General features: G+C 72.0%; 24 protein-coding genes. 14 read left to right on the forward strand and 10 right to left on the reverse strand.

Features of this window, described 5'->3' with window-relative positions:
• Positions 1-73: 73 nt before the first annotated feature.
• The 7 genes from trhA to OOZ19_RS10020 form a co-directional block, all read right to left on the reverse strand.
• On the reverse strand, positions 74-760 hold the full coding sequence (gene trhA / locus OOZ19_RS09990) for a PAQR family membrane homeostasis protein TrhA (RefSeq protein WP_266089775.1): 687 nt from the start codon (positions 758-760) through the stop codon (positions 74-76).
• A gap of 46 nt (positions 761-806) precedes the next feature.
• A complete protein-coding gene (locus tag OOZ19_RS09995; RefSeq protein ID WP_266089776.1) occupies positions 807-1,046 on the reverse strand; it encodes a hypothetical protein in 240 nt (79 codons plus the stop codon).
• Positions 1,047-1,120: 74 nt separating this feature from the next.
• Positions 1,121-1,351 carry a hypothetical protein gene (locus OOZ19_RS10000; protein ID WP_266089777.1) on the reverse strand — a complete coding sequence of 77 codons (231 nt, stop codon included), beginning with the start codon at positions 1,349-1,351 and terminating at the stop codon, positions 1,121-1,123.
• A 403-nt stretch (positions 1,352-1,754) separates the two neighbouring features.
• Positions 1,755-1,958 carry a cold-shock protein gene (locus OOZ19_RS10005; protein WP_266089778.1) on the reverse strand — a complete coding sequence of 68 codons (204 nt, stop codon included), beginning with the start codon at positions 1,956-1,958 and terminating at the stop codon, positions 1,755-1,757.
• 291 nt (positions 1,959-2,249) lie between these two features.
• A complete protein-coding gene (locus tag OOZ19_RS10010) occupies positions 2,250-2,459 on the reverse strand; it encodes a hypothetical protein (protein ID WP_266089779.1) in 210 nt (69 codons plus the stop codon).
• A gap of 193 nt (positions 2,460-2,652) precedes the next feature.
• Positions 2,653-2,964: a helix-turn-helix domain-containing protein gene (locus OOZ19_RS10015; RefSeq protein ID WP_266089780.1), complete on the reverse strand. Its 312-nt coding sequence runs from the start codon at positions 2,962-2,964 to the stop codon at positions 2,653-2,655.
• 378 nt (positions 2,965-3,342) lie between these two features.
• Positions 3,343-3,735 carry a M23 family metallopeptidase gene (locus OOZ19_RS10020; protein WP_266089781.1) on the reverse strand — a complete coding sequence of 131 codons (393 nt, stop codon included), beginning with the start codon at positions 3,733-3,735 and terminating at the stop codon, positions 3,343-3,345.
• A gap of 892 nt (positions 3,736-4,627) precedes the next feature.
• Here OOZ19_RS10020 and OOZ19_RS10025 point away from each other — a divergent pair.
• The 11 genes from OOZ19_RS10025 (at position 4,628) to OOZ19_RS10075 (ending at position 17,666) form a co-directional block, all read left to right on the forward strand.
• On the forward strand, positions 4,628-5,395 hold the full coding sequence (locus OOZ19_RS10025; protein WP_266089782.1) for an SDR family NAD(P)-dependent oxidoreductase: 768 nt from the start codon (positions 4,628-4,630) through the stop codon (positions 5,393-5,395).
• Complete coding sequence (locus OOZ19_RS10030) at positions 5,395-5,802, forward strand: RidA family protein (protein WP_266089783.1); 408 nt, start codon at positions 5,395-5,397, stop codon at positions 5,800-5,802. Before OOZ19_RS10025 ends, OOZ19_RS10030 begins: the two co-directional genes overlap by 1 nt.
• 30 nt (positions 5,803-5,832) lie before the next feature.
• On the forward strand, positions 5,833-7,449 hold the full coding sequence (locus OOZ19_RS10035) for an AMP-binding protein (protein WP_266089784.1): 1,617 nt from the start codon (positions 5,833-5,835) through the stop codon (positions 7,447-7,449).
• Positions 7,450-7,459: 10 nt separating this feature from the next.
• Entirely contained in the window at positions 7,460-9,844 is a 2,385-nt protein-coding gene (locus OOZ19_RS10040) for a bifunctional salicylyl-CoA 5-hydroxylase/oxidoreductase (protein WP_266089952.1), read from the forward strand.
• A 159-nt stretch (positions 9,845-10,003) separates the two neighbouring features.
• On the forward strand, positions 10,004-10,960 hold the full coding sequence (locus tag OOZ19_RS10045) for an enoyl-CoA hydratase/isomerase family protein (protein WP_266089785.1): 957 nt from the start codon (positions 10,004-10,006) through the stop codon (positions 10,958-10,960).
• An 11-nt stretch (positions 10,961-10,971) separates the two neighbouring features.
• Positions 10,972-12,156, forward strand: a complete 1,185-nt coding sequence (locus OOZ19_RS10050; RefSeq protein WP_266089786.1) for an acyl-CoA dehydrogenase family protein — start codon at positions 10,972-10,974, stop codon at positions 12,154-12,156.
• On the forward strand, positions 12,153-13,004 hold the full coding sequence (locus OOZ19_RS10055; protein ID WP_266089787.1) for an acyl-CoA dehydrogenase family protein: 852 nt from the start codon (positions 12,153-12,155) through the stop codon (positions 13,002-13,004). The genes OOZ19_RS10050 and OOZ19_RS10055 overlap by 4 nt, the downstream gene beginning before the upstream one ends.
• On the forward strand, positions 13,001-13,126 hold the full coding sequence (locus tag OOZ19_RS10060) for a hypothetical protein (RefSeq protein WP_266089788.1): 126 nt from the start codon (positions 13,001-13,003) through the stop codon (positions 13,124-13,126). Before OOZ19_RS10055 ends, OOZ19_RS10060 begins: the two co-directional genes overlap by 4 nt.
• Complete coding sequence (gene ilvC, locus OOZ19_RS10065; protein WP_266089789.1) at positions 13,123-14,136, forward strand: ketol-acid reductoisomerase; 1,014 nt, start codon at positions 13,123-13,125, stop codon at positions 14,134-14,136. The genes OOZ19_RS10060 and ilvC overlap by 4 nt, the downstream gene beginning before the upstream one ends.
• A gap of 54 nt (positions 14,137-14,190) precedes the next feature.
• Positions 14,191-16,455: an anthranilate synthase component I gene (locus OOZ19_RS10070; RefSeq protein WP_266089790.1), complete on the forward strand. Its 2,265-nt coding sequence runs from the start codon at positions 14,191-14,193 to the stop codon at positions 16,453-16,455.
• Positions 16,452-17,666: a 3-deoxy-7-phosphoheptulonate synthase gene (locus OOZ19_RS10075; RefSeq protein ID WP_266089791.1), complete on the forward strand. Its 1,215-nt coding sequence runs from the start codon at positions 16,452-16,454 to the stop codon at positions 17,664-17,666. The genes OOZ19_RS10070 and OOZ19_RS10075 overlap by 4 nt, the downstream gene beginning before the upstream one ends.
• 10 nt (positions 17,667-17,676) lie before the next feature.
• Here OOZ19_RS10075 and OOZ19_RS10080 read toward each other — a convergent pair whose 3' ends face one another.
• Positions 17,677-18,651 (reverse strand): bile acid:sodium symporter family protein, encoded by a 975-nt coding sequence (locus OOZ19_RS10080; protein ID WP_266089792.1) that lies wholly within the window; start codon positions 18,649-18,651, stop codon positions 17,677-17,679.
• Between the two features lie 220 nt (positions 18,652-18,871).
• Between OOZ19_RS10080 and OOZ19_RS10085 the strand changes: the two genes are divergently transcribed.
• Positions 18,872-20,308 (forward strand): MFS transporter, encoded by a 1,437-nt coding sequence (locus OOZ19_RS10085; RefSeq protein ID WP_266089793.1) that lies wholly within the window; start codon positions 18,872-18,874, stop codon positions 20,306-20,308.
• Between the two features lie 19 nt (positions 20,309-20,327).
• On the opposite strand, the gene OOZ19_RS10090 is transcribed toward OOZ19_RS10085, so the two are convergent.
• Positions 20,328-21,122, reverse strand: coding sequence for a FadR/GntR family transcriptional regulator (locus OOZ19_RS10090; protein WP_266089794.1), 795 nt, complete (start codon positions 21,120-21,122; stop codon positions 20,328-20,330).
• 150 nt (positions 21,123-21,272) lie between these two features.
• Positions 21,273-21,797: an Lrp/AsnC family transcriptional regulator gene (locus OOZ19_RS10095; RefSeq protein WP_266089795.1), complete on the reverse strand. Its 525-nt coding sequence runs from the start codon at positions 21,795-21,797 to the stop codon at positions 21,273-21,275.
• Positions 21,798-22,207: 410 nt separating this feature from the next.
• Here OOZ19_RS10095 and OOZ19_RS10100 point away from each other — a divergent pair, with 410 nt between their 5' ends.
• Both OOZ19_RS10100 and ilvD read left to right on the forward strand, forming a co-directional pair.
• Positions 22,208-22,732: an Lrp/AsnC family transcriptional regulator gene (locus OOZ19_RS10100; protein ID WP_266089796.1), complete on the forward strand. Its 525-nt coding sequence runs from the start codon at positions 22,208-22,210 to the stop codon at positions 22,730-22,732.
• Between the two features lie 115 nt (positions 22,733-22,847).
• Positions 22,848-24,716 carry a dihydroxy-acid dehydratase gene (gene ilvD / locus OOZ19_RS10105; protein WP_266089797.1) on the forward strand — a complete coding sequence of 623 codons (1,869 nt, stop codon included), beginning with the start codon at positions 22,848-22,850 and terminating at the stop codon, positions 24,714-24,716.
• Positions 24,717-25,034 lie beyond the last annotated feature (318 nt).

Below are 25,034 nucleotides of genomic sequence, written 5' to 3' on the forward strand. Positions count from 1 at the left end.
CCCTGGCTCCGCGAATCGACCGCTTCGGCCGCAGGCGGCACGAGTGACTGATCTGCGCACTGCGTTCATGCCGTCAGAGTGTCGCGGTGAGCAGGACGAGCCAGATGGTGATGTGGTGGCAGACCGCGGCGGCGGACACGGTGGTGTGGAAGAACTCGTGGTAGCCGAAAGTGTGTGGCCAGGGGTCGGGCCAGCGGGTGGCGTAGAAGATCGCGCCGAGGGTGTAGAGGCCGCCGCCGGCCAGGAGAAGGCTCAACGCGACGGGTCCTGTGGTGTGCAGGAGGTCGCCAAGGACGAACACGGCGACCCAGCCGAGGGCGATGTAGAGGGGGACCCCGACCCAGCGGGGCGCGTTCGGCCAGGACAGTTTCAGTGCGACGCCGCCGAGCGCACCGGCCCAGACCACGGCCAGCACGGTGCGGGCCGTGTCCGGAGGCAGGGCCAGTAAGCAGATCGGGGTATAGGTGCCCGCGACCAGCAGGAAGATCATGGAGTGGTCGAGGCGGCGCAGCCAGGTGCGCGTGACCGTCGAGTTCCAGGTCTTGAGGTGGTAGAGGGCGCTGACGCCGAACAGGCCGAGCACGCTGGACACGTAGATCGTGATTCCGGCGACGACCGCAGGCGGGCCGATTGTTGCGGCGGCCTTGATCAGGACCGTGCCGGCCCCGACGAATCCCAGGGCCGTGCCCAGGTGTATCCAGCTCCGCAGAGCGGGTTTGACCGTAGCGTGTGGCCGTCGGGTGGTGAGTGCTCGGCTCATGCCCCCAGCATAAAAATCCCCGGCCTCGACCTCGCCGTGGTGGTGCTCACGCAGCGGTACACGCCTCGACTGGGGAAGGCGTGAACGGGGTGCGCAGGACGCGCATGTTCTCCGCACTGCGGTCCGCACCAGGGTGATGTTCGGCAGCGTTGTCGCTGCGGTCGGGCTCGGTGAATTCGACCGGGTCGATCGCAGGTGTGGCCTGACGGGGCCGGACGCCGTGGGGCGTTGCCGGAGTGCCGGGCCTCGGGCGGGTGCGGGTGCGGTCAACGGTGGAGACGTTCATCAGCGAGATCCTTTCGGAAAAGTGTTGCGCCGCGTAGGCCGCAGGGCGGTGCCGTGGGAACGGCGGTGAGGACGTCAGTCCAGGGAGGTGACCAGCACGGTGCCGCCGCCGAACGCGGCAAGTTGGCGGTGGGCTCGGGTGACGGCGTCGTGTTCGGTGCCGGAGAGCCGGGCGGTGTGCTGGCCTTCGCCGTCGGTGATCTGCCAGGCATCGTCGGACAGTGTCCGGGCGATGTAGCGGGTCGGCCGAGCAGCGGGCCGGGGCGTTGAAGAACGCGCCCTGGTCGCCCTGAGTCGATCGTCCACTGCGGACAAAGCAGGGGAAGCAGGCGTGCCGAGGTAGGGAGTCATGGCCCGCGTCGGGCCTCCAATATGGTCGAGGGGCTTTCTACCGGCCCGTGCGTACCGGATCGTGCACGCACGTACGAACGAGGCGGGGAAATGCGATGTGCCCGGGAGTCGGCTACTGATCGGCAGCGGCACTCGGCTCAACCGGGCGAAGAGGAAAGCGTGTCAGCCCACGGTTCGCGGCACATCAGCTGCGGTGGGCTCTCAAGCAGAGCGGCAGCACCGCGAGCCTTCGGACGTGCCCGGGAATGACGGGATTGCGACCGTCTCACCGTGCCGTCATCACGAGGCGAATAAACGGGAGTGGCACGGGAACCCGGCCCCCAGCACGGATCGGGGGCCGGGTGAACTCAGTGCGGCCTCAGGAAGCGCGGACGAGTTCGGCCTGCGGGCCCTTGGGGCCCTGGGTGACGTCGTAGGACACCTGCTGGTTCTCGTCCAGGCTGCGGAAACCCGCGCCGTCGATGGCCGAGTAGTGCACGAACACATCCGGTCCGCCCGCGTCCGGGGCGATGAAGCCGAAGCCCTTGTCGGCGTTGAACCACTTCACGGTTCCCTGAGTCATGTGCGTCTCCATTCGGGAGCTGAGAGATAATCACGGGCGCCACGCACCGTGCGGGAGGCCCGGGCCGGGGATCTTCAGACGGCGGCTTAACTCCAGCTACACCAAAGACAGCAGCTCGCCCGCATCAACATCCTGCGAGCATGCGCGAAACACGAACCCAGAAACAACGACCACCACAGACGCTACACGTCACAGGCGATCTTGGCCAATCCGCCCTCCGGTCGAGCCGATCTCTGCTCGACAAGCGCACAACCCACTGGTGGTTCGGCGCAGTGGTTGTGGTGACCGGTGCTAGTCAGCGGGAAGATCCGAAGCGCGCAGTTCCAGATAGGACTGCCCGCGGTGGAATCGCAGCGCGCTGTGCAGGACCGGCAGGACGAGCCGGTTGCCGACGTTGACCGCGACCGGCGTGTCACCAGCGTCGGTCTCCTGCAGCTGACCCAGCACGGCCGCGAGCTCATTCACGGTCGTCTGGGCTTGGTTGTTGACCGGTTCGGCCACACCGCACCGGCTTTCTCCTCGGATCGGGACACAGCACGCTACCTGCTCCTCCGACCACGATCGCCGCCCGCCAGACTCCGGGCGCAGTGGAAGAACTCGTGGCAGCCGAAGGTGTTGTGCGACCAACGGCCCGGCAAGCGGGTGACCTAGAAGATCGCACCGACGACGCAGAGGCCGCCAAGCAGCAGGAGGGTCAGTGCGGCTGGTCCACTGGCGTGGCGCCCAACCCGGCGAGCTGATCTTCCAAGGCGATGATGCGGCAGGCACCCCATACCGGCATGCCCTGGTCCACCAACTCGCGCACTCGCGACGCCCGCCGCAACTGCGCGCGGGAATACCGCCGATGCCCACCGCCGGATCGCACCGGCACCAGCAGCCCCGACTCCTCCAGCGAACGCAGGAACGGCTGCGTCACGCCCACCATCTCCGCGGCCCGGCCCATCGTGTAAGCCGGGTAATCGGCATCGTCGAACTTGTCCTCGATCTCGACGTGTTCCTCGCCCATGCACTCTCCCCACCGCCCCCACGAACAAGGCCCCCGGCGCACCATCGGTGCACCGGGGGCCGGAGGGAGATGTTCTAGTCAATTACCACTGCCGCTCATCCACCCACGAACACGAGGATGACGCGGCGTCGAACATCGCGATACGACACCTTCCTTCCCGCTCGCCTGCAGATGACCTTCACTTGGCCCCGGGGCGGAGACCACCCTGCCTGTCCCCGCCCCCTGGCTGACCATTGCACACTCATTCCACTGATCGCGCCGATTCATCGATGATCGCGCTGCAATGACCTCTCCCGTTTGCTTGACAGGAAGCCTAGCAGGGCCGTGGCCGCATGTCTACACCCGCCAATGCAGAAAACTTCGCGGCTTATCAGGTGATCACCTGTTTGCGTCCCGACACAGAGCTGGCGCCGCCTGCTGCCGGTAGAACGCGACGGGATCGACGGGCTCGCCGACACGCTCAAGCTGGAAATGCACGTGCGGCCCCGTGGACTCACCCCGGTCGCCGACCTCAGCGATCAGCTGTCCTGCCTGTATCGGCTGCCCCGGCTGGACGAGGTTGCGGCGGTTGTGGCCGTAGGTGCTCACCACGCCGTCGGGGTGCTGAATGCGGACCCACAGGCCGTACCCGCTGACGGGCCCGGAATCGATCACAGTGCCGTTACTGGCCGCCATGATGGGTGTGCCGATGCCGGCAGCTAGGTCCTGCCCGGCATGGAATTCTCCCTGCCTCGGACCGAATCCGGAGCTGCACCGCCCGTGGACGGGCAAGGCCCAGGCCCCCGTCGAGGAAGCTGCGGCCCGATACGTCTGGGCTTGGCCGAGAACCTCGCGCCATCATCGGCGGGCAGGCCGAGTGTTTCGGACAGGATCCGGCAGCGCTCCGCGCCCAGATGGCCACGCTCGTTCCCATGGGCCGCCTCGGGCGATCCGAGGAGCTCGCCGCCGCCCTGTTCCTGGCCTCGGGCGACAGCAGCAGCTTCGAGACCGGCGGAGAGGTCTCCGTGGACGGGTGACATGGGCCAGGTGTAGCCGCCCGCGCCGTCGGAGAACGGTCGCGACGCCGGCTTCGTGATCATGCGGATCGAGGACATCGACCATCGAGCTCGCACTGACCGCCGCAGAGATCTCGCCCCGCGGTGTGGTCATCGCGCCGATGCCGACTCCCCCGCACATCACTTCGTCGATCGAGCCCCACGACCGTCACTACGGCGCGCTGTTCGGTCACCGACCTGACCTGACCAACTACCGGCTTCACTCGCCCCATCACATCCGGCGCGTGATCGCCGAACGCCGCCAACGCCCGGCTTCGTCCGATGCGCCCCGGCTGTGACCGCTCCGGCTCCGTCCTGCGAGTTCAGCGGTGATCGGACGGAACCGGCCGAGCCATCCCCGGCCTGCCGCGCCTGTCTGCAACACCCCGCCCGGTCACCCGGCCCGCAGCAGCCGACCGGGCGGCGAGCCACCACCTGTCCGTGGTGTGCGACCACCTCGTCGGCACCCGCACACTGCTCGCCCGCATAGCCGCGGTGGGTCCGCTGGGTCGAGGTCGTCGTCGCCTGACCACCGCGACGCCCCCCTGCCGGACCCTGACCCTGGGAAAAATCACTTGCCCTGAAACAGCCTCTAGACATGAGCGATTGACCGATCGTATCTTGATTTCATGGTCACTCGATCAGAGTCACGGGTCTGTCTCGTCGCCGGGGCAGGGCGAGGCATCGGGGCTGCGGTCGCCCGGCGGCTCGGCGCCGCGGGGCACCGGGTCGCCCTGGCCGCCCGCACCGCTTCGGAGCTGGAGGCGGTCGCCGCCGAGCTGCCGGGGCCGACCCTCACCCTGCCCCTGGACCTGACCGCACCGGAGGCCGCGGAGACCGCGTGCGCCGCGGTCGAATCCCGATGGGGGCACGTCGAGGTCCTGGTGCTCGCGGCGGGTGCCGGGACGTCCGCCCCATTGGCGTCGACCACCGATGAGCAGTGGGAGCAGATGCTCGCGCTGAACCTGACGGCTCCGTTCCGCCTGCTGCGCCGGGCGGCCCCGCCGATGGCCGACGCGGGGTGGGGCCGGGTGGTGTCGATCGCGTCGGTGGCTGCCCGGCGCGGCGAGCGCTACATCAGCGCCTACGCCGCCAGCAAGCACGGCGTGCTGGGCCTGGTGCGCTCGGCGGCGGCCGAACTGGCCGGGACGGGCGTCACCGTCAACGCCGTGTGCCCCGGGTACGTCGACACGCCCATGACCGACGCCACGGTGGCCGCGATCAGCGCCCGCACCGGCCGCGACCTCGCGGCGTCCCGGGCGGTCCTGGCCGCCAAGCAACCGATCGGCCGGCTCATCACCGCCGAGGAGGTCGCCGACGTCGTGGCCGTCTGCATCGCCAGCGGTGCGGTCAACGGCCAGGGCATCGTCATCGACGGCGGCGGGGTGCACTCGTGATGGACCGCGTGAATCCCCCCGAGCTGGCCCGGCCCTCGGGCTTCAGCCACGCCGTCGTGGCCGAGGGCCGGATGGTGCTGCTGGCCGGGCAGACCGGAACCGACTCCGAGGGGCGCATCGCCGACGCCGGTGTCCTCGACCAGTTCGACCGCGCGCTGGCCAACCTGGTGGCGGCGCTGCGCGCGGCGGGCGGATCCCCTGACGATCTCGCCCAACTGACGATCTACCTGGTCGACGTCGAGGCGTACCGGGCCGCCGGCCGCGAGCTGGGGGCGGTCTGGAAGCGGCACGTCGGCGCGCACTACCCGGCGACCGCGGCGGTCGGGGTGACCCGGTTGTGGGACCGCGCGGCCCTGGTCGAACTGCAAGGAATCGCCGTGCTCGACGTCGAGCCGCGGAACCCGTAGTCACCTGCGAGCGAGGAGGACCTGGCCGTGGTGCCGACGTCGTCCCTCAACCCGTCCGCGCACATCGACACCTTCTGCCGGAACCGGCTGCCCGCCGAGGAGGACTGGCCGGAGCTGCTGTTCGACTCGCCGGAACTGCGCTACCCCGCGCAACTCAACGCGGGCTCGGAACTCCTCGACACCACGATCGCGCGGTACGGCCCGGCCCGCCCGGCCCTGCGTGCACCGGCGCCGCACCCGGTCGCGTGGACCTACGGCGAGCTGCGGGACCGCGCCGCCGCCGTGGCCGCCGCGTTGACCAGGGAACTCGGTGTCGTGCCGGGGAACCGCGTGATCCTGCACGGGCCGAACACCCCGTGGCTCGCGGCCGCCTGGCTCGGAGTGCTCAAAGCGGGCGCGGTCGCCGTCACGACGACCGCGATGCTCCGGCCCGGCGAACTCGCCACCGTCGGCGGGCTGACCCGGCCGACCGTGGCCCTGTGCGACCACCGCTTCGCCGCCGCACTGGCGTCCGCGGGGATCGCCGGGATGCCGATCGTGCCGTTCGGCGGTGACGGCGCCGACGACCTCGCGGTGCGCGCGACCCGGCAGGACCCGTTCGACGACGTGCCAACCTCGGCGGACGACGTCGCGCTGCTGGCCTGCACGTCCGGCACGACCGGCGAGCCGAAGGTCACGATGCACTTCCACCGCGACCTGCTCGCGATCGCGGACACCTTCGCCCACCACGTCGTGGCGCTCCGCCCGGACGACCTGGTGACCGGGACCCCGCCGTTCGCCTTCACCTTCGGGCTCGGCGGGCTGCTCGTCTTCCCCCTCCGGGCCGGTGCCGCCGCGCTGCTGCTCGAACGCGCCACTCCCGAGGAACTGGCCGCGCACGTGGCCGAGAACCGCGCGACGGCGCTGTTCACCGCCCCCACCGCCTACCGCGCGCTCGCCGGGGACGGCCGACCCGAGCGGCTGGCGAGCCTGCGCCGCTGCGTGTCGGCGGGTGAGCCGCTGCCCGCCTCGGTGTGGCACGGCTTCCACGCGGCCACCGGGATCCGCGTCATCGACGGGATCGGGTCGACCGAGATGCTGCACGTGTTCGTCTCGGCCGCCGACGACGACATCAGGCCCGGGGCCACCGGCCGGGCGGTTCCCGGGTACCGGGTCGACGTCGTCGACGACCTCGGGCGCAGCGCGCCCGACGGCGTGGCGGGTCACCTCGTGGTGCGGGGGCCGACCGGCTGCCGCTACCTCGATGGGCGCCGGCAGCGGGAGTACGTGGTGAACGGCTGGAACCGCACCGGCGACATCTACGTCCGCGACGCCGACGGCCGGTACTGGTTCCAGGCCCGCTCGGACGACCTGATCATCACCGCCGGGTACAACGTGGCCGGGCCGGAGGTGGAGCAGGCGCTCCTGCAGCACCCCTCGGTCGCCGACTGCGCGGTCGTCGGCACCCCGGACGCGGAACGCGGCCACGTCGTCACCGCCCACGTCGTGCTGCGGCAGGGGGAAACGGCCACCGCCGCCGAGCTGCAGGCGTTCGCGAAGGGCGTGATCGCCCCGTACAAGTACCCCCGCCGCATCCACTTCGTCGACGCGCTGCCGCGCAGCAGCACCGGGAAGTTGCAGCGGTCCGCGCTCCGCGAGGCGGTCTGAGATGGCGAGCATGCGGATCGCGATCGCGGGCGGCGGACCGGGCGGCCTGTACCTGGCCGCTCTGCTGGCGCAGCTCGGCCGGCACGACATCACGGTGTGGGAGCAGAACGCCGCGGACGACACGTTCGGCTTCGGCGTCGTGCTCTCCGACGAGACCCTCGGTGGGATCGAGCAGGCGGACCCCGCCGTGTTCGCCGCGATGTCGGAGCGGATGGCGCGCTGGGACGACATCGACGTGCACCACCGCGGGGCCGTGTCCACCTCGGGCGGGCACGGGTTCGCCGCGATCGGCCGCCGGGACCTCCTGGGCGTGCTCCAGCGCCGCTGCGCGGAACTCGGGGTCACCGTGCACTACCGCACGCGGTGCCCGGACGCCGCGGTCCTGCAAGCCGATCACGACCTGGTCGTCGCGGCCGACGGGGTGAACTCCGCGGTCCGGGCGGCGCGCGCGGAGGACTTCGGCGCGCGCATCGCGACCGGGCGCAGCCGGTACATGTGGCTCGGCACCGACCGGGTCTTCCCCGCGTTCACCTTCGACGTCGTGGAGACCCCCTGCGGCGTCGTGCAGCTGCACGGCTACCCCTACTCCGACCGCGCCTCGACGATCGTGGTGGAGACCTCGGAACCGGCCTGGGAGCGACTCTTCCGCGACCGCTGCTCCCGCGATCCGGGACCCGGCGAGAGCGACCTGGGGTCGCTCGAGCTCGTCGAGGAGCTGTTCACGGACCGGCTCGACGGCGCCGCGCTGCTGGCGAACGCCTCGCGCTGGTCGCGGTTCCGGACCCTGCGCACCGACCGCTGGCACGCGGGGAATCTGGTGCTGCTCGGCGACGCCGCGCACACCGCGCACTTCTCCATCGGATCGGGGACGAAGCTGGTGATGGAGGACGCGCTCGCCCTGGCGGCGTGCCTGCACGAGCAGGAGGACGTCGCGACCGCGCTCGCCGCGTACGAGGCGGAGCGGCGGCCCGTGGTCGCCTCCACCCAGCGCGCGGCGGCGGCGAGCCAGGCCTGGTTCGAGGACGTCGACCGCTACGTCGGCCAGGAACGGCAGCAGTTCGCGTTCAACCTTCTCACGCGCAGCCGCCGCGTCACCCACGACAACCTGCGCACGCGGGACGCCGCGTTCGTCGAGAGCGCCGAGCGCTGGTTCTGCGGCGGGAGCGCCGAAGCCGACCCCGTGCCGCCCATGTTCACGCCCGTCCGGATCGGTGGTCTCGCGCTGCCGAACCGGGTCGTCGTCTCGGCGATGGACGTCTACTCGGCCCGCGACGGGGTGCCCGCGGACTTCCACCTCGTCCACCTCGGCGGCAAGGCGCTCGGCGGTGCGGGGTTGGTGATGACCGAGATGGTGTGCGTCTCGCCGACCGGCAGGATCACGCCGGGGTGCACCGGCCTGTGGAACGCCGAGCAGGAGGCCGCGTGGCGCCGGGTGGTCGACTTCGTCCACTCGTCGACGCCCTCCCGGATCGGTGTCCAACTGGGGCATTCGGGCCGCAAGGGCTCGACCCGGTTGATGTGGGAGGGGATCGACGAGCCGCTCGACGACACCGGCGGGTGGCCGGTGGTGGGGCCGTCGGCGATCCCGTACTCCGCGAGGAACGCGGTGCCGCACGAGCTGACGGCGGGCGAGATGCGCGGGATCCGGGACGAGTTCGCCGCCGCCGCCCGCGCCGCCGCCCGCTGCGAGTTCGACCTGCTGGAGCTGCACGTCGCGCACGGCTACCTGCTGTCGTCGTTCGTCTCCCCGCTGTCGAACCGGCGCACCGACCGCTACGGCGGCGACCTCGACGGGCGGCTGCGCTACCCGCTGGAGGTCTTCGACGCCGTCCGCGAGGCGTGGCCGGCGGAGCGGCCGATGTCGGTGCGGATCTCGGCGACGGACTGGCATCCGGGCGGCATCGACGCGGGCGCCTCGGTCGCGATCGCCCGCGCGTTCGCCGAGCACGGCGCCGACGCCATCGACGTGTCGACCGGCCAGGTGGTGAGCGAGGAGGCCCCCGAGTTCGGCAGGAGCTACCAGACCCCGTTCGCCGACCGGATCCGCAACTCCGTCGGGCGACCGCACGACGGGCCCGCGGTGATCGCGGTGGGCGCGATCTCCAGCTGGGACGACGTCAACTCGATCCTGCTGGCCGGGCGCGCCGACCTGTGCGCCTTGGGTCGCCCGCACCTCTACGACCCGCAGTGGACCCTGCACGCCGCGGCCGAGCAGGACTACGCCGGTCCCGCCGCGGTGTGGCCGGAGCCGTTCGCGGCGGGTTCCCGTCGTCCGCGGACGGGCCGCACCGACGGGCCGCCGCCACGGCTGGACCTCCTCCGGCGCGGCCCGGTCCGCGCGCGCCACGCCAGGTGGAACCCGGCCGGCTTCCCGCCCGAGCCGGCCCGAGGATGACCGCCCCGGCGGGCCATGCTCGGGCTCGCATCGACACAGCCGCAACCAGACCGATCAAACGTCTTGCCCTATGCCCAATCACAGATACACTTGAATAATATTGTGCGGTAAATACGATCAATCGTTCATTTCTGACCGGTTCATCCGAGGGGTTGCCAGATGGCGCGCGTACCGCAGCAGGATCGCCCCGCCGAGGCGAGCACGATCACCTACACCCGGCGCGAGGGGCAGGCGATCATCGCGATCGACCGCCCGAAAGCCCTCAACAGCCTCAATTTCCTCGCCTTCCAGGAGATCCAGGACGCGCTGCGGGTGGCCGAGCGGGACGACTCGGTGGCCGTCATCGTGATCACCGGCACCGGGAGCAAGGCGTTCTGCGCGGGTGCCGACCTGCACGAGCACTGGGAGCTGTGCCAGCGCCCGCGCGACTACGTCCCATGGGTGCGCGAGTTCATCGCCATGCAGACGGCCATCGTGCGCTGCGGCAAGCCGACGATCGCCCGGCTGAACGGCCTGGTGGTCGGCGCCGGGAACGAGCTGGCCCTCGCCTGCGATCTCGCGATCGCCAGCGACGACGTCGTGATCCGGGAAGTGGGCCCCCTGGTCGGCAGCGTCTCCGGCATCGGCGTCACGCAGTGGCTGCCGCTGATGATCGGCGACCGGCGCGCCCGCGAGGTCGTCCTGCTCTCCGAAGACCTCCCGGCCGCGACGGCGCGCGACTGGGGAATGATCAACAGGGTCGTTCCGGCCGCGGAGCTGGACTCCGCCGTCGACGCCGCGGCGCGGCGGCTCACCGACACCTTCCCGGAGTCCCTCCGGTTCACCCGCGCACTGGTCAACCAGGCCAAGGAAGCCGCGTGGGCCGCGAGCGCCGCGCTCGCGGGCGAGTGGTTGGCGATCCACAGCGGGTCCGTCGAGACCCGCCGGGGCATGGGGTCGTTCATCGAGAAGCGCCCCGTCGACCACGCGGAGCTGCGGGAGCGGGCGGCCCGGGACGAGTCGCCGGAGTTCCCGCACGGCCCGCCGGTCGGATCGTGTCCCAGCTGCGGGACCGCGGACCTGCCCGCGACGTTCCGGTGGTGCGGGGCGTGCGGCGCGGAACTGGCCGCGGACTGAGGGCGGCGACGATGGACCACACCGCCGACGAGGGGCTCGCCTCGGTGCTGATCGACGACGCCGCCCGCTCGGAGTTCCGGGGACGGCTGCGCGAGTGGCTGCCGGAGCACCTGCCCCGCACCCCGGAACCGGACGGCGTCGAGGACCGGTTCTGGTGGCGCCACGCCTGGCACCGGACGCTGCACCGCGGTGGCTGGATCGGCGTCGACCTGCCCGCCGAGCTCGGCGGGCACGGGCTCGACGTGCTGCACCGGGCCATCGTGATCGACGAGCTCACCGCCGCCGATGCCCCGCCGATCGCGAACTGGGTCGGGGTCGAGCTCGTGGCGCCCACCCTGGTGGCCTGCGGCAGCGCGGACCAGCGCGCCGAGCACGTGCCGGCGATCCTGGACGGCAGATCCGTGTGGTGCCAGGCCTTCTCCGAACCGGAGGCCGGTTCGGACCTGGCCGCGGTGACCACCCGGGCCACCCCGGACGGCGACGGTTTCGTGCTGCGCGGGCGCAAGCGCTGGAGCAGCTGGTCGCGGTTCGCCGACCAGGTCCTGGTGCTGGCCCGCACCGGGAGCGCGGAGGCTCGGCACAAGGCCCTCTCGTGCTTCGTCGTGCCGCTCTCGCACCCCGGGGTGAGCGTGCTGCCCGTCCCGATGCTCTACGGCGACGCCGAGGAATCCGACATCGTGTTCGACGACGTCCGCGTCGGGGCGGACGCCCTGGTCGGGCAGCTCGACCGCGGCTGGTCCGTGCTGATGACGAGCCTGTCCCTGGCGCGCGGGCTCTCCACCCTCACGCGGGTCGGCGCGCTGCGCCGAGCGCTGGCCCGCCTGATCTCCGAACGCATCGAGGCCTGCGGGTCAGCCGCGGACCTGCCGCCGACCGAGGTGATCGCATTGACCGACTTCCACGCCAGGGCGGAGGCGCTGCGCGGCCTCGCCTACCGGAAGGTGGCCGACCTGGCGGCCGACGGGGTGCCGGGCCCGGTCGCGTCGACCGAGAAGCTGCTCTGGGGCGAGCTGTCCCGGCAGGTCGCCGATCACGCGGTGCTGCTGGGCGGGCTCGACGCGCTGGTCCCCTCCGGCGGGATGGCCACCGGGTGGCTGATGGAGCTCTACCGGGGGATCGGCAACGCCATCGAGGGCGGCACCAGCGAGATCCAGCGCACCACGATCGCCCGCCACGTCCTGGGACTGCCCGCATGAGCCCGGAACGCGCCGCAGAACCGTCCCCTGTGGACGGTGATGCGCTCGCCGAACTCGCGCTCGGCTGCCTCTCCGCGGAGCGCGACGGGACGGCGGAGTGGCCGGCCGGTGCGGCCGTCGCGGAGTGGATCCGGGCGCAGCTGGCCCCGGACTCCCTCCCGGGCACCGTCGCCACCGGGACCGGCGGGCGGTTCGACGTCGTCGCGGTCTCGCCGCCGGACGTGCTGCTCGAGCGCCGGGAACCCGGCGCGGGGTGGGTACTGCGCCCGATCGGGTCCGCCGAGGGCACCGAGCTCACCGACCCCTCGGTCCGCCGGTGGAGGGGCGCGGTGGAACCGGACTCCCCGGCCGAACCCGCCCGTCTGCCCGAGGACGCGGCCGAGCGGCTCGCGGTCGTCGACGACATCGCCGTGGCCGCCGCCCTCGTGGGGGTCGCGGACCGCTCGCTCGGCCTCGCCGTCGCCCACGCCCGGGAGCGCACCCAGTTCGGGCGCCCGATCGCGTCCTTCCAGTCGGTCGCCCACCGACTGGCCGACATGTACTGCGCCGTCGAGCTGGCCCGCTCCGGAGTGCTGCTCGCGGCGGCCACCGGCACCGCGACCGACGCCCGGCTGTCGCGCAGGCTCGCGGTCACGACAGCACCCGACGTCGTGATCTCCGCCGTGCACCTGCACGGCGCGATCGGTCTGACCGGCGAGGTCGCGGTGCACACCGCTTTGCGCCGGGCGCTCGTGCTGCGCGCACTGCCCCCGCACCCGGACCACGTCCTCGATGCGCTGTGCGGCGACCTGCAGGACCTCGCCGAGCGCGCCCGGCGGACGACCTCGATCCCAGGAGACCAGCCATGATCGTCGAGCTCGAGGACCACCGGCCTGCCCTCCCCGGTCCGGACGCGGTGCCCGGCACCCGCGTGCGCCGGCAGGACCTGGCCCGCACGACGTCGAACTACCCGAGGACGGTGGCGCGATGACCCGGCCGACGAACGACGCGACCGTGCACTACGCGGACGAGGGGCGGGTCCCCCTGCTGCCCGACCGCCGCGTCGCGGTGCTGGGCTACGGCTCGCAGGGCCGCGCGCACGCGCACAACCTCCGCGACTCCGGGATCGCGGTGCGGGTCGGGCTCCGGCCGGACTCGGCCCGAGCGGCCACCGCCCGCGACGAGGGCTTCACCGTGACCGACACCGGATCGGCGGCCGGGTGGGCCGATGTGATCGTCATGCTGGTCCCGGACACCCTCGCGCCCGCGGTGTTCGCCGAGTCGGTGGAGCCGAACCTGGCACCCGGCGACGCGCTCGTCTTCGCCCACGGGTTCGCCGTGCACCACGGCCTGATCACCGCACCGGACGAGGTCGACGTGGTCATGGTGGCCCCGAAAGCACCCGGCCGGGACGTGCGGGCGAGCTTCGAGCGCGGCCGTGGCTGCCCGGCGCTGGTAGCCGTGGCGCAGGACGCCACCGGCACCGCGTCCTCGCTCGCCCTGGACTACGCCGACGCGCTGGGGGCGACTCGGGCCGGGGCGTTGGAGACGACCTTCGCCGAGGAGACCGAGACCGATCTGTTCGGCGAGCAGGCCGTGCTGGTCGGCGGGGTCACGGAGCTGATCAGGACGGCCTTCGACGTGCTGGTCGACGCCGGATACCAGCCGGAGTCGGCGTACTTCGAATGCCTCCACGAGCTCAAGCTGACCGTCGACCTGATCCAGCGGCACGGCCTGGCCGCCATGACCGACCACATCTCCGACACCGCCGAGTACGGCGGCTACAGCCGGGGTCCGCGCGTGATCGACGCGCACGTCCGCGCATCGATGGAGGCCGTGCTCGACGACATCAGGTCCGGCGGGTTCGCCTCGGAGTGGGTGGCCGAGGACCGGGGCGGTCGCCCGCACTTCCGGGCGGCGCGGGCCACCGCCAGAGCGCACGCGATCGAGGCGGTGGGGGCTCCGCTCCGCCGGATGACCGGCGGCCCGGCCACCTCCTGACGCGGCGCCCGACAACACGTTCCTCACCTTCTGATCTATGGAGTGGTTATGCGGGTGGACTTCGCTTGGATTGCCCGGGCATTGGAGGAGGGCGCGGAGAGCGCTGCTCGGTACCGCACGGCGGGTGGTCTCGACGTCGAACGGCGCGCTCGCCCGCTGCCCGGGCCGAACGCCGCTTCGAGGTCCCTGAGCCGAGTCGCCGCCGCGCTCGATTCCGCGCCGGGGGCGCTGTTCCACGGGGCGGTGACCCAACCCGGGCGCTACTCGCCGTGGACCCGCGCCACGGAGCGGGTGGCGCTGGCCTTCGAGGCCCGAGGCCGCGCGTTCCGCGTGCTCGCCCTCGACCCTGGCGCGGGCCCGCTGCTGGAGCTGGCCAGCAGCGCGCTGGCCACCGACCCGCAGGTGCGCGGCCTCGCGGCGCTGCCCGACGGCTCGGGACTGCGCGGCGCCGTCGCCCCCATCGGCACCGGCTTCGCCGAGGAGGAGCGCACCCGGCAACCGTCGACGGTCGGCGTGCTGCGCACGCTCACCCGGGCCCTCGCCCATCCCGACGAGCCGGTGCTGGGCTGGTATGGGGCCTTCGGCTACGACCTGATGCTCGGGTTCGACCCCATCACACGGCGGCACCGCCGACCAGCGGGCTACCGGGACCTCGTCGCGTTCCTGCCCGCCTCGGTGATCGTGGCCGATCCCGAGCGCGAGCTGGCGGTCGAGGTCGACTACACCTTCTCGGGTCCGACCGGCACCTCCGGGCCGGTCGCGACCGTTGACCTCGCCGGTGCTCGCCGGGCCCCCGATCCGCCCGCGCGGACCGATCCAGGGCACTACCGGGCAGGTGTGCGCGCGGCGCTGTCGAAGTTCCACGCGGGCGATGCCTTCGAGACCGTGCTGAGCCAGACCCTGACCGTCGACCGCGACGGCGAGTCGGCGAGCGTGGTCTTCGAGCGGCTCACCGCCGCGAATCCCAGCCCGTACGGGTTCCTCATCAACCTGGGGCGCGGTGAGTCGCTCGTCGGCGCCTCACCGGAGATGTACGTGCGGGTCGCGGACGGCGTCGTGGAGACCTGCCCCATCTCCGGCACCATCGCGCGGGGCGCGTCCGCGATCGAGGAGTCCCGGAACGTGGCCGCGCTGCTGGCCTCCGAGAAGGAGGCCGCCGAGCTGACGATGTGCACCGATGTCGACCGCAATGACAAGAGCCGCGTCGCGGTCCCGGGCTCGGTGCGGATCGTCGGCCGACGCCAGATCGAGCTCTACTCCCGCCTGATCCACACCGTGGACCACGTCAAGGGCGAGCTCGAACGCGGTTACGACGCCTGGGACGCCTTCCTCAGCCACATGTGGGCCGCCACGGTGAGCGGCGCGCCGAAGCGCGCCGCCGCCGAGTTCATCGAGCACTGGGAGACCTCGGCTCGACGCTGGTACGGCGGTGCGGTCGGCTACGCCACAGTGGACGGAGCGATGGACACGGCGCTGACCCTCCGGACGGCGCGCTTGACGGACACGACCACCGAGGTCCGCGCGGGAGCGACCCTGCTCATCGGCAGCGACCCGGACGCCGAGGAGGCCGAGACACGGCTCAAGGCCTCCGCCGTGCTGGACGCGCTGCGCGGCCGGGCGGCTGCACCCCCGCGCACCGAGCGACCGGTCGGCTCGCGCGGCGGAGCCAGGACCAGCGCGCGAGGGCCGCGCGTCACGCTCGTGGACCACGAGGACTCCTTCGTCCACACGCTCGCGGGCTACCTCCGGCAGAACGACTGCGAGGTCGTCACGCGGAGGTGGTCCTCGCTGACCGGGTTCGACGAGGGCACCGATCTGGTGGTGCTCTCCCCCGGGCCGGACCGACCGGCGGCCTTCCGCATGAGCGACACGGTCGACGCCGCACTCGCGGCGGGCGCCGGTGTGTTCGGCGTCTGCCTGGGGATGCAGGGGATCGTCGAGCACTTCGGCGGGCACCTGCGCGTGCTCCCCGATCCGATCCACGGCCGCGCGTCGCAGATCCGCGCGGTCGACGGCGGCGGCGCGCTGCTGCGCGGACTGCCCGCGCGGTTCACCGCCGGGCGCTACCACTCGCTCTACGTCACCTCCCACGAGGTACCGCCGCCGCTGCGCGTCACCGCCGTCACCGACGACGGCGTCGTCATGGCCGTCGAGCACCCCGCGCTCCCCATCGCCGGGGTGCAGTTCCACCCCGAGTCCCTGCTGTCGCTCGACGGCGAGGTGGGGCATCGCGTCATCGCGAACCTCATCGACAGCTGCCGGACCGGTTCGGCTTCTGGTGGGCGGCGCGCCGCCACGGCCCAGGTCAGGCCGGCATGATCCACAGTCGCACTGCCGAGGCCCGGCGCACCCCGTGGACACCTGATTCCTGGCGTTCACTCGTCGCGCACCAGCAGCCCGCGTGGGATCCCGCCGAGCTGGAGCGGGCCGTGGCGGAGCTGCGGAGCCTGCCCGCCCTGGTGCAACCCGGCGAGATCTCGAACCTGCGCCGAGCGCTCGCCGACGCGGCGCACGGCAGGGCGTTCGTCGTCCAGGCGGGCGACTGCGCCGAGTCCTTCGAGGACGCCACCACCGAGCACATCACGAGCCGGGGTCGGCTCATCGCCCGGCTCGCGCGCGGCTTCGAGGAGATCTCCGGTCGGCCCGCCGTCGCGATCGGCCGCATCGCCGGGCAGTACGCGAAGCCGCGCAGCGCGCCGACCGAACTCGTGGACGGACGGGCCCTCCCGGTGTTCCGCGGACACATGGTCAACGGTGCCGCACCCACGGCCTCGGCGCGGCGCGCCGACGCTTCCCGGCTCCTGCAGGGCTACTACCGATCGGCCACCACGCTCAACCTGCTCCGCACCCTGCACGCGCACCCGGCCGGGCAGCTGTGGGTCAGCCGCGAGTGCCTGCTGCTCCCCTACGACCGGTCGACCCTGCGCAACGACCCCGCCAGCGAGCAGTGGTTCCTGTCCAGCACCCACTTCCCGTGGATCGGCGAGCGGACCCGTGACATCGGAGGAGCCCACGTCGAGCTGCTGAGCGGCGTGGTGAACCCGTTGGGGGTCAAGGTGGGGCCGGCGGTCACACCGGAGGAGATCGTGGCGCTCTGCGCCCGGCTCGATCCGGAGCGCGCACCGGGCCGACTGACCTTGATCACCCGGTTCGGCGCGAACGCCGTCCGCCGCGTCCTGCCCGGGCTCGTCGCGGCCGTGTCCGCCGCCGGGCACCCGGTGGTCTGGATGTGCGATCCGATGCACGGCAACACGATCCGGCTCCCCTCGGGGATCAAGACCCGCCGGGTCACCGATCTGTTGGCCGAGCTCGACGGCTGGTTCGACGTGCTCGCCGGAGCCGGGGTGTACCCCGGTGGGCTGCACCTGGAGTGCACGCCCGACGACGTCCGGGAGTGCGTGGACGAGGACACGTCCGAGGTCGGCGAGGAACAGCCCCTGTGCGATCCCCGCCTCGACGCCGACCAGGCCTCAACCCTGGTGCGCGGCGCGGCTCAGGGCCTTCGGCGCGGTGCCCGGCCGGTGCCCTGAGCCGACGACGTCACGCCTCGTCGCTCGCCGTCTGGCTCTGCTGGTTCCCGGCGACCGCGACGGGCCGCCGGGCCCAGTAGGTGGCGACCAGCGAACCGGAGATGTTGTGCCACACCGAGAAGATCGCCCCGGGCAGCGCCGCGACCGGGGAGAAGTAGGTCGACGCCAGGCTGGCCGCGAGGCCGGAGTTCTGCATGCCGACCTCCAGCGCGATCGCGCGCCGGGCCGCCTCGTCGATCCCGACCACCTTGGCGGCCACGTAGCCCAGGGCGACGCCGAGCAGGTTGTGCAGCACGACCGCGAGCACCACGATCGGTCCCACGCTGAGCAGCTTGTCCGCGCTGCCCGACACCACGGCGACCACCACGCCGGTGATCCCGATGACCGAGATCAACGGCAGCACCGGCAGCGCCTTCGCCACAACGGATCCGGCGACCCGCCGCAAGGTGAAGCCGAGGATCACCGGGATCAGCACGATCTGCAGGATCTCGACGATCAGCGCGGCCGGATCCACCGGCAGGTAGCTGCCAGCCAGCCAGAGCACCAGGAACGGCGTCACGAGCGGGGCGACCAGGGTGGACACGCTGCTCATCGCCACCGACAGCGCGGTGTCCCCCTTGGCCAGGAAGACCATCACGTTCGACGAAGTGCCGCTGGGAGCGCAGCCGACCAGGATCACCCCGACTGCCAGCTCGGGGCTCAGCGGGAGGACCAGGGTCAGCAGCCAGGCGAGCAGCGGCATGATCACGAAGTGCGCGACGACCCCGATCGCGAACGCCACCGGACGGCGTGCCACGTAAGCGAAATCCCGCGGTTCGAGGGTCATGCCCATCCCGAGCATGATCACCGCGAGGAGCCAGGGAACCACCGAGGTCAACCCCGCGAAGAAGCTGGGGAAGGACAGTGCGATCGCCCCGGCGATCAACACGATCAGCGGGAACCAGCGGCCGACCAGCTGGCTGAATGCGCCTATGCGCGAGGTCATCGTTCCTCCACACCGGGCGGTCCCGGCTACGCTGCCGATGCCACGGTCGATGGCACGTGGCGAAGCGAAGCTACCGCATGCGGGCCGACGACTTCTAGATCGCGAGGCACGATCGCGGAACATCTCGCATTTCCCCTTGGGCCGGAACGGTTTCGCCCACGAGCGGGCCGGTTCTCCGCGCCACTGCTCGGATTTCGGATCGACGAAGGTGGTGCTGCCCGTGGACACCGGGGCTGAGTCCCGTCCGGAAGCGACGGACGAGCGCGGCGAACCGCGCCGCTGGCTGATCATGGCGGTGCTGAGCGCGGTGGCGTTCATGGCCCAGCTGGACTTCTTCATCGTCAACGTCGCCGTGGACGGCATCGGGCGGTCCTTCGGCGGGGCGTCGACGCCGGCGATGTCCTGGGTGCTGTCGGCCTACGCCATCGTCTTCGCCGCGCTGCTGGTGCCCGCGGGGCGGCTGGCGGACCTGCACGGCCGCAAGCGGATGCTGCTGGCCGGGGTCGCGGTGTTCACGCTCGGTTCCGCGCTGGCGTCGTTCGCGCCCTCGCTGCCGGTGCTCGTGGCAGCCCGGGCCGTGCAGGCGATCGGTGCGGCGATGAGCGTGCCGCCGTCGCTGGGGCTGCTCTACCCCAGCTTCCCGCGACGCCAGCACGCCCTCGTCGTCGGGTTGTGGGCCGGGGTGGCCGGAGTGGCCGCCATGGCCGGGCCGCCGCTCGGCGGGCTGCTCGCCAGCCTGGACTGGCGGTGGATCTTCCTCATCAACCTGCCGATCGGTGCCCTCACGCTCCTCGGGGGCGTCCGGCTGCTGCCGGAGGTCCGGGAGCCGAGCGGCCGTCCCCTGCCCGACGTCGTGTCCACCGCGACCCTGCTCGCGGCGGTGAGCGCGCTGGTCCTGGCCACCACCCAGGGCCCGCAGTGGGGCTGGGGCAGCCCGTGGACGATCGGGCTGTTCGCCGCGGCCGCGGTGCTCGCGGCGGCGACGGTGCGACGCGGCTTCACCGCAGCCGCACCGATCATCGAACCCGCGCTGTTCCGCAGCCGGGAGTTCACCGCCGCTGCTCTCGCGCTGCTCAGCCTGTTCGCGGGCTTCGCCGTCTACTTGTTCGGCGGAGCGCTGTTCCTCCAGCAGGTGTGGCACTTCAGCGTGCTGGAGGCCGGGATCGGCATCGCCGCCGCCCCGATCGTCTCGGTCGGCTTCGCGATGAACGCCGGTCCGATCCGGCGCAGGTTCGGCCGGGTGCTGCCCGCCGCCGTCGGAACCCTCACGATGTCCGCGGCGGCGGGGTACTGGCTGCTCACCGTCACCGACGTCCCCGCCTACTGGTCGGCGATGTTCCCCGGTCTGGTCCTGATGGGCGTCTCGGGCGGTCTTTCCCAGGCGCCCCTGTTCGCCGCCGCCGGTGCGCTCGCACCCGACCGCGCCACGACCGGCAGCGCGGTGCTGAACATGAGCCGCCAGATCGGCAGCGCGATCGGGGTGGCCCTGCTGGTGGCGCTCGTGGCCGCCGCACCGTCGGCCCGGACTTTCGGCCATGCGTGGGTCCTGCAGCTGGTGCTGGGGGTCCTGGCCTCGGTCAGCGTCCTGCTTCCGCACCGGCGCGGCCCCGCGGACCGCGCGCACCGGCGCACCACCTCGCGGGCAGCGGAAGGGTGACCGCGCTGGCGAGCGCCCCCTACACCGCTGTCGGGGGCGCGTTCGAGGTGGCCGCCGCCACGAACGCTTCGAGCGCGCTCAGCGTGCGCTCGTCCTCGCTGTCGACCAGGGGCAGGTAGTAGTCGACGATGTCCCGCCGGGCGCACGACGAGGCCAGGTCCGGGTCGCCGAGCCGGATCGCGTCGACGACGGCGCCGTGCCGGCGGACGAAGTCGCGCTTGACGGCAGCACCGCCCTTCAGCGTGGCGTCGCCGATCAGTCCGGCCATCGCCGCCCGCACGGCGCTGGTGGACAGCTCGAGCAGCCGATTGCCCGAGGCCCGCGCGACCGAGACGTGGAACTCGACGTCGGCGGCGATGTACTCCTCGTTCGTGCCGCTCTCGACGGCCGCCTCGACGGCCCGCTGGGCCCGGACGATGCCGTCGATCTGCGCCTGGTCGCGACGTTGCGCGGCGAGGTGGCAGGCGGTCGTCTCGACCAGCATGCGGAACCCGATGAGGTCGCCGAGCGAGAGCTGGGAGTACCGGACGAGGTCGAGCAGCGAACGCTCCAGGTTGGCGCCGTCGGGCATCCGGACGATGGCACCGCCGGTGGGGTCGTTCGGGCGCAGGACCACGACTCCCGCGCTCTCCAGCGTGCGCATCGCCTCGCGCACGGTCGGCCGGCTCACGCCCATCTGGGCGCAGAGTTCGCGTTCCGACGGCAAGCGGTCGCCCGGCTGGAGCTGCCCCTGGAGGATCTTTTCCTCGATCTGCGCCTTGACCGCCTCGTGCGCGCGCGTTCGGGCGACCGGAGCGAACTTCGGGGTGGGCACCTTCGCACTCCACTCGTCGAGCCGTTTGCGTGACAGCAACCTCTCCGCCTCCGCCGACCCGCGGAGCGGCGCCGACGTGCGCAGCATAGACACGTCGACCTGCGCGGATGCCCCGGCCCCGCAAGCGGGCGCCGCCTGACCCGCGCGCCGTCACCGGATCGTCTGGGTCAACCGCAGCAGCGTCGACGGCCCGCCGGTCGTGCCGGTCGTCGCCCCCTGCCGACCGTGCGCCACCGGGAGCAGCGCGATGTCGGCCTCGTGCCCGAGCAGCGTGTCGCCGCCGGGAGCACCGCACGCGGCGAAGCAGGACTCGGCCGCCTCGATCATGTAGTCCCAGCCGGAGGACAGGACGTGCACGCGCTGCACCCCCGCGAGACCGCTCAGGTCGCCCGCGGTGGGACGTCCGTCCCCGGTGAACCGCACGAAGGCGAGCACGCAGCCCTCGGCGACCGCGCGGGCGCTGATCCGCGCGTGGTAGCCGCGCACGACCCCCGAGCGCTCCAGCCGTCGCAGCCTCACGCGCACCTGGGACCGGGACAGGCCGATCCGGCTCGCCAGGTCGTGCGTCTCGGCGCAGGCGTTCGATCGAAGCAGGCTGATGAGCATCCTGTCGGCGACGTCGACCTCGGGTCGGGGCGACGTCTCGGTTTCAGGACAGCCGGTCCACTGGTCCATCTCTGCCTCCGTCTCGACACCGGAGAGCTGGTGGCTCCGGTGGTTCTCCCGACGGCGGAGCTCGGCGATCGGCCGGAGTCCGTCATCGGTGCGCGGGAAACCTGGTCGGCCGGTCCGCCGCAGCAGGGGGCGAGCACGGACGAAGTGCGGCAACCGGGCGGACGCGCTCGCCCCTTCGGCCGCACCTCACGGGTTCTCGCTCCAGCGCTTCCCGGCGGTGGCCCCGGTCACTGGATCTGGGTGACATCAGCATGCTGGTCAGTCCAGTAATCCATGTCAATCGTGCAAGTCGTGCGATCGCGGAGGGTGCTGCGGCGCGAAGCGCACCGCGACCCCGCGGAACAGACGTACGATATGCGCGCCGAAACATTGTCAAGTGTCATCCGGCACCGGCAGAGGAGGAGCGTCCGATGACGGAGAAGGTGCGTGCGGCCCCGGTCGACCATCAGGCGACGGCAGGACCGGTCGTCCTCGACGAGTTGGATCGATCGGTCCTGGCATTGTTGCGCGCGGATGCGCGGATGTCCGTGCGGGCGATCGCCCGGGAGCTGAACCGTTCGCCGGGCGCCGTGGGCGAGCGGATCGCGCGACTGGAGGCGGCGCAGGTCATCACCGGCTACCACGCCGAGGTCGACCTGGCCCGGCTCGGGTACATGCACACGCTGGTGGTGGTGCGCACCAACGACGACCAGCACAGCGACAGCTGCGCGGAGGCGCTGTCGCACCTGGAGGAGGTGCACACGGTCTGGACGGTGACGGGATCGTGGGACCTGGTCGTCGAGTGCTACGTCCGGGACGCGTTCCACCTGCGGGAACTCCTGCAGGGCACGTTGCGCGGTGTCGAAGGCGTGATCCACACCGAGGCCATGATCGTGCTCGACAGCGTCGGCGCCGCGGGCCAGCAGACGGACGAGCGCGAGCGGCCGGTCAGCTGACCTCGACGCTCCGCCGACCACCTGATCGATCACGCGGTCACCATGATTCCCCGCAATCAATCAAATGTCGTTTGATGCATGTCAAATCTGATCGATTGACTGCTAGGCTGCCGGGATGGGAGCACTTCGATCAGCGACGATCACCGGTGTCCGATCCATGTCCGGGGCGCGATCCCTGCTGATGGCGGCGGGGGTGGCGCGGCGTGATCTGGGCAAGCCGATCGTGGCTGTCGCCAACAGCTACACGCAGTTCGTGCCGGGGCACGTGCACCTGGACCAGGTGGCCGAGATCGTCGCCGAGTCGGTGGTCGCGCACGGCGGCGTGCCGCGCGAGTTCAGCACGATCGCCGTCGACGACGGCATCGCCAACGGTCACCTGGGGATGCTGTACTCCCTGCCCAGCCGCGAGCTGATCGCGGACTCCGTCGAGTACATGACCAACGCCCACTGCGCCGATGCGCTGGTGTGCGTCTCCAACTGCGACAAGATCACGCCGGGGATGCTGATGGCGGCCCTGCGGCTCAACATCCCGACCGTGTTCGTCTCCGGCGGACCGATGGAAGCCGGTCGCCCCCCGGCCTCGATCCCCGAGCGGTTGCGCACCCAGGACCTGGATCTGATCAGCGCGTTCTCCGCCTCGGCCGACCAGCGGCTGTCCGACGAAGAGCTGGCCGCGGTCGAGGACAGCGCGTGCCCCACCTGCGGATCCTGCTCGGGCATGTTCACGGCGAACTCGATGAACTGCCTGGTCGAGGCGATGGGGCTGGGCCTGCCCGGCAACGGGACGCTGCTTGCCACGCACGCCGACCGGCGCGCCCTCTGCGCCGACGCGGGCCGCGCCGCGATGGACCTGGTCCGGCGCTTCTACGACCACGACGACGAGACCGCGCTGCCGCGCGCGATCGCCTCGCGGGCCGGATTCCGCAACGCGATGGCCCTCGATCTCGCCATGGGCGGGTCGACCAACACGATCCTGCACATCCTGGCCGCCGCTCGCGAGGGCCAGGTCGACTTCGCGCTGGAGGACATCGACGAGCTGTCCCGGTCGGTGCCCAACCTGTGCAAGGTCGCGCCGAGCAGCCGCTACCACGTGCAGGACGTGCACCGGGCGGGCGGGATCCAAGCCATCCTCGCCGAGCTGGACGGAGCCGGACTGATCGACCGATCGCTGGCGACCATCAGCGGCGCCACGGTGGGCGAGCAGCTCGACGCGTGGAACATCCGGTCGGCCTCGGCCGCGCCGGAGAAGGCCCGGTTCTTCCGAGCCGCTCCGGGCGGAGTGCGCACGATCGCACCGTTCAGCTCGACGCAGCGGTACCCGGACCTCGACACCGACCGGGAGAACGGCTGCATCCGCTCGCCGGAGCACGCCTACTCGCCCGATGGCGGGCTGGCGGTGCTGTTCGGGAACCTGGCGCTCGACGGCTGCGTGGTGAAGACCGCCGGGGTCGCCGCCTCGATGCTGCGGTTCACCGGCCCGGCGAAGGTGTTCGAGAGCCAGGAGGAGTGCACCGAGGGCATCCTCGGCGGCCAGGTCGAGCCCGGCGACGTCCTCGTGGTCCGGTACGAGGGACCGCGAGGAGGCCCCGGCATGCAGGAGATGCTGCAGCCCACGTCCTTCCTCAAAGGACGCGGCCTGGACACCTCCTGCGCCCTGATCACCGATGGCCGGTTCTCCGGAGGATCCGCCGGGCTCTCGATCGGGCACGTGTCCCCGGAAGCCGCCGCGGGCGGGACCATCGCCCTGGTGCGCGACGGCGACCTGATCACCATCGACATCCCGGAGCGGGCGGTCTCGGTCGAGGTGCCCGATGCCGAGCTCGTCCGGCGGCGCGGTGAGATCCGCGAGCAGCCCGGCGGTTTCCGGCCCACCGCGCGGGTCCGGCCCATCAGCGAGGCGCTGCGGGTGTACGCCGCGCTCGCGACCTCCGCGTCGACGGGCGCGGTGCGAGATCTGGACGAGGCGTTCGCGCAACGCCCGTGACGATCCGCTCTCCGCGCGACCGCGAGGACGTCCTCGGCTGACGGGGCCGCGCGGGTCCGGCCGTGGAACCGGGTGGTCTCGGCGAGCGCGGCCCGGGGTATCCGCAGCGCGTTCGCCGGGTCGGACTCGTCGGCGCAACCGAAGGAGACGGCCGGCAGCGGTCTCCGGTCCGGCAAGTCCAGCTGCTCGCGGACGGTGTCGGCGTAGAAGCTGATCAGGCCCTGCGGCCCTGCTCGACTTCTCGCGCCAAGAGTCCTGGCACGCGCCCGCCACCGGCTCACCGGCGCCGACGAAGCGCCTCGACCAGGACGGCCGGGT

This window comes from Saccharopolyspora sp. NFXS83 (assembly GCF_026241095.1).
Taxonomy (GTDB): Bacteria; Actinomycetota; Actinomycetes; order Mycobacteriales; family Pseudonocardiaceae; genus Saccharopolyspora_C.

Excerpts from the sequence above, each read along its gene's own strand:
- trhA (WP_266089775.1), bottom strand. The coding sequence starts at position 760 with ATGAGCCGAGCACTCACCACCCGACGGCCACACGCTACGGTCAAACCC.
- OOZ19_RS09995 (WP_266089776.1), bottom strand. The coding sequence starts at position 1,046 with ATGAACGTCTCCACCGTTGACCGCACCCGCACCCGCCCGAGGCCCGGC.
- OOZ19_RS10005 (WP_266089778.1), bottom strand. The coding sequence starts at position 1,958 with ATGACTCAGGGAACCGTGAAGTGGTTCAACGCCGACAAGGGCTTCGGC.
- OOZ19_RS10015 (WP_266089780.1), bottom strand. The coding sequence starts at position 2,964 with ATGGGCGAGGAACACGTCGAGATCGAGGACAAGTTCGACGATGCCGAT.
- OOZ19_RS10025 (WP_266089782.1), top strand. The coding sequence starts at position 4,628 with ATGGTCACTCGATCAGAGTCACGGGTCTGTCTCGTCGCCGGGGCAGGG.
- OOZ19_RS10030 (WP_266089783.1), top strand. The coding sequence starts at position 5,395 with ATGGACCGCGTGAATCCCCCCGAGCTGGCCCGGCCCTCGGGCTTCAGC.
- OOZ19_RS10040 (WP_266089952.1), top strand. The coding sequence starts at position 7,460 with ATGCGGATCGCGATCGCGGGCGGCGGACCGGGCGGCCTGTACCTGGCC.
- OOZ19_RS10045 (WP_266089785.1), top strand. The coding sequence starts at position 10,004 with ATGGCGCGCGTACCGCAGCAGGATCGCCCCGCCGAGGCGAGCACGATC.
- OOZ19_RS10050 (WP_266089786.1), top strand. The coding sequence starts at position 10,972 with ATGGACCACACCGCCGACGAGGGGCTCGCCTCGGTGCTGATCGACGAC.
- OOZ19_RS10055 (WP_266089787.1), top strand. The coding sequence starts at position 12,153 with ATGAGCCCGGAACGCGCCGCAGAACCGTCCCCTGTGGACGGTGATGCG.
- OOZ19_RS10060 (WP_266089788.1), top strand. The coding sequence starts at position 13,001 with ATGATCGTCGAGCTCGAGGACCACCGGCCTGCCCTCCCCGGTCCGGAC.
- ilvC (WP_266089789.1), top strand. The coding sequence starts at position 13,123 with ATGACCCGGCCGACGAACGACGCGACCGTGCACTACGCGGACGAGGGG.
- OOZ19_RS10075 (WP_266089791.1), top strand. The coding sequence starts at position 16,452 with ATGATCCACAGTCGCACTGCCGAGGCCCGGCGCACCCCGTGGACACCT.
- OOZ19_RS10080 (WP_266089792.1), bottom strand. The coding sequence starts at position 18,651 with ATGACCTCGCGCATAGGCGCATTCAGCCAGCTGGTCGGCCGCTGGTTC.
- OOZ19_RS10095 (WP_266089795.1), bottom strand. The coding sequence starts at position 21,797 with ATGGACCAGTGGACCGGCTGTCCTGAAACCGAGACGTCGCCCCGACCC.
- OOZ19_RS10100 (WP_266089796.1), top strand. The coding sequence starts at position 22,208 with ATGACGGAGAAGGTGCGTGCGGCCCCGGTCGACCATCAGGCGACGGCA.
- ilvD (WP_266089797.1), top strand. The coding sequence starts at position 22,848 with ATGGGAGCACTTCGATCAGCGACGATCACCGGTGTCCGATCCATGTCC.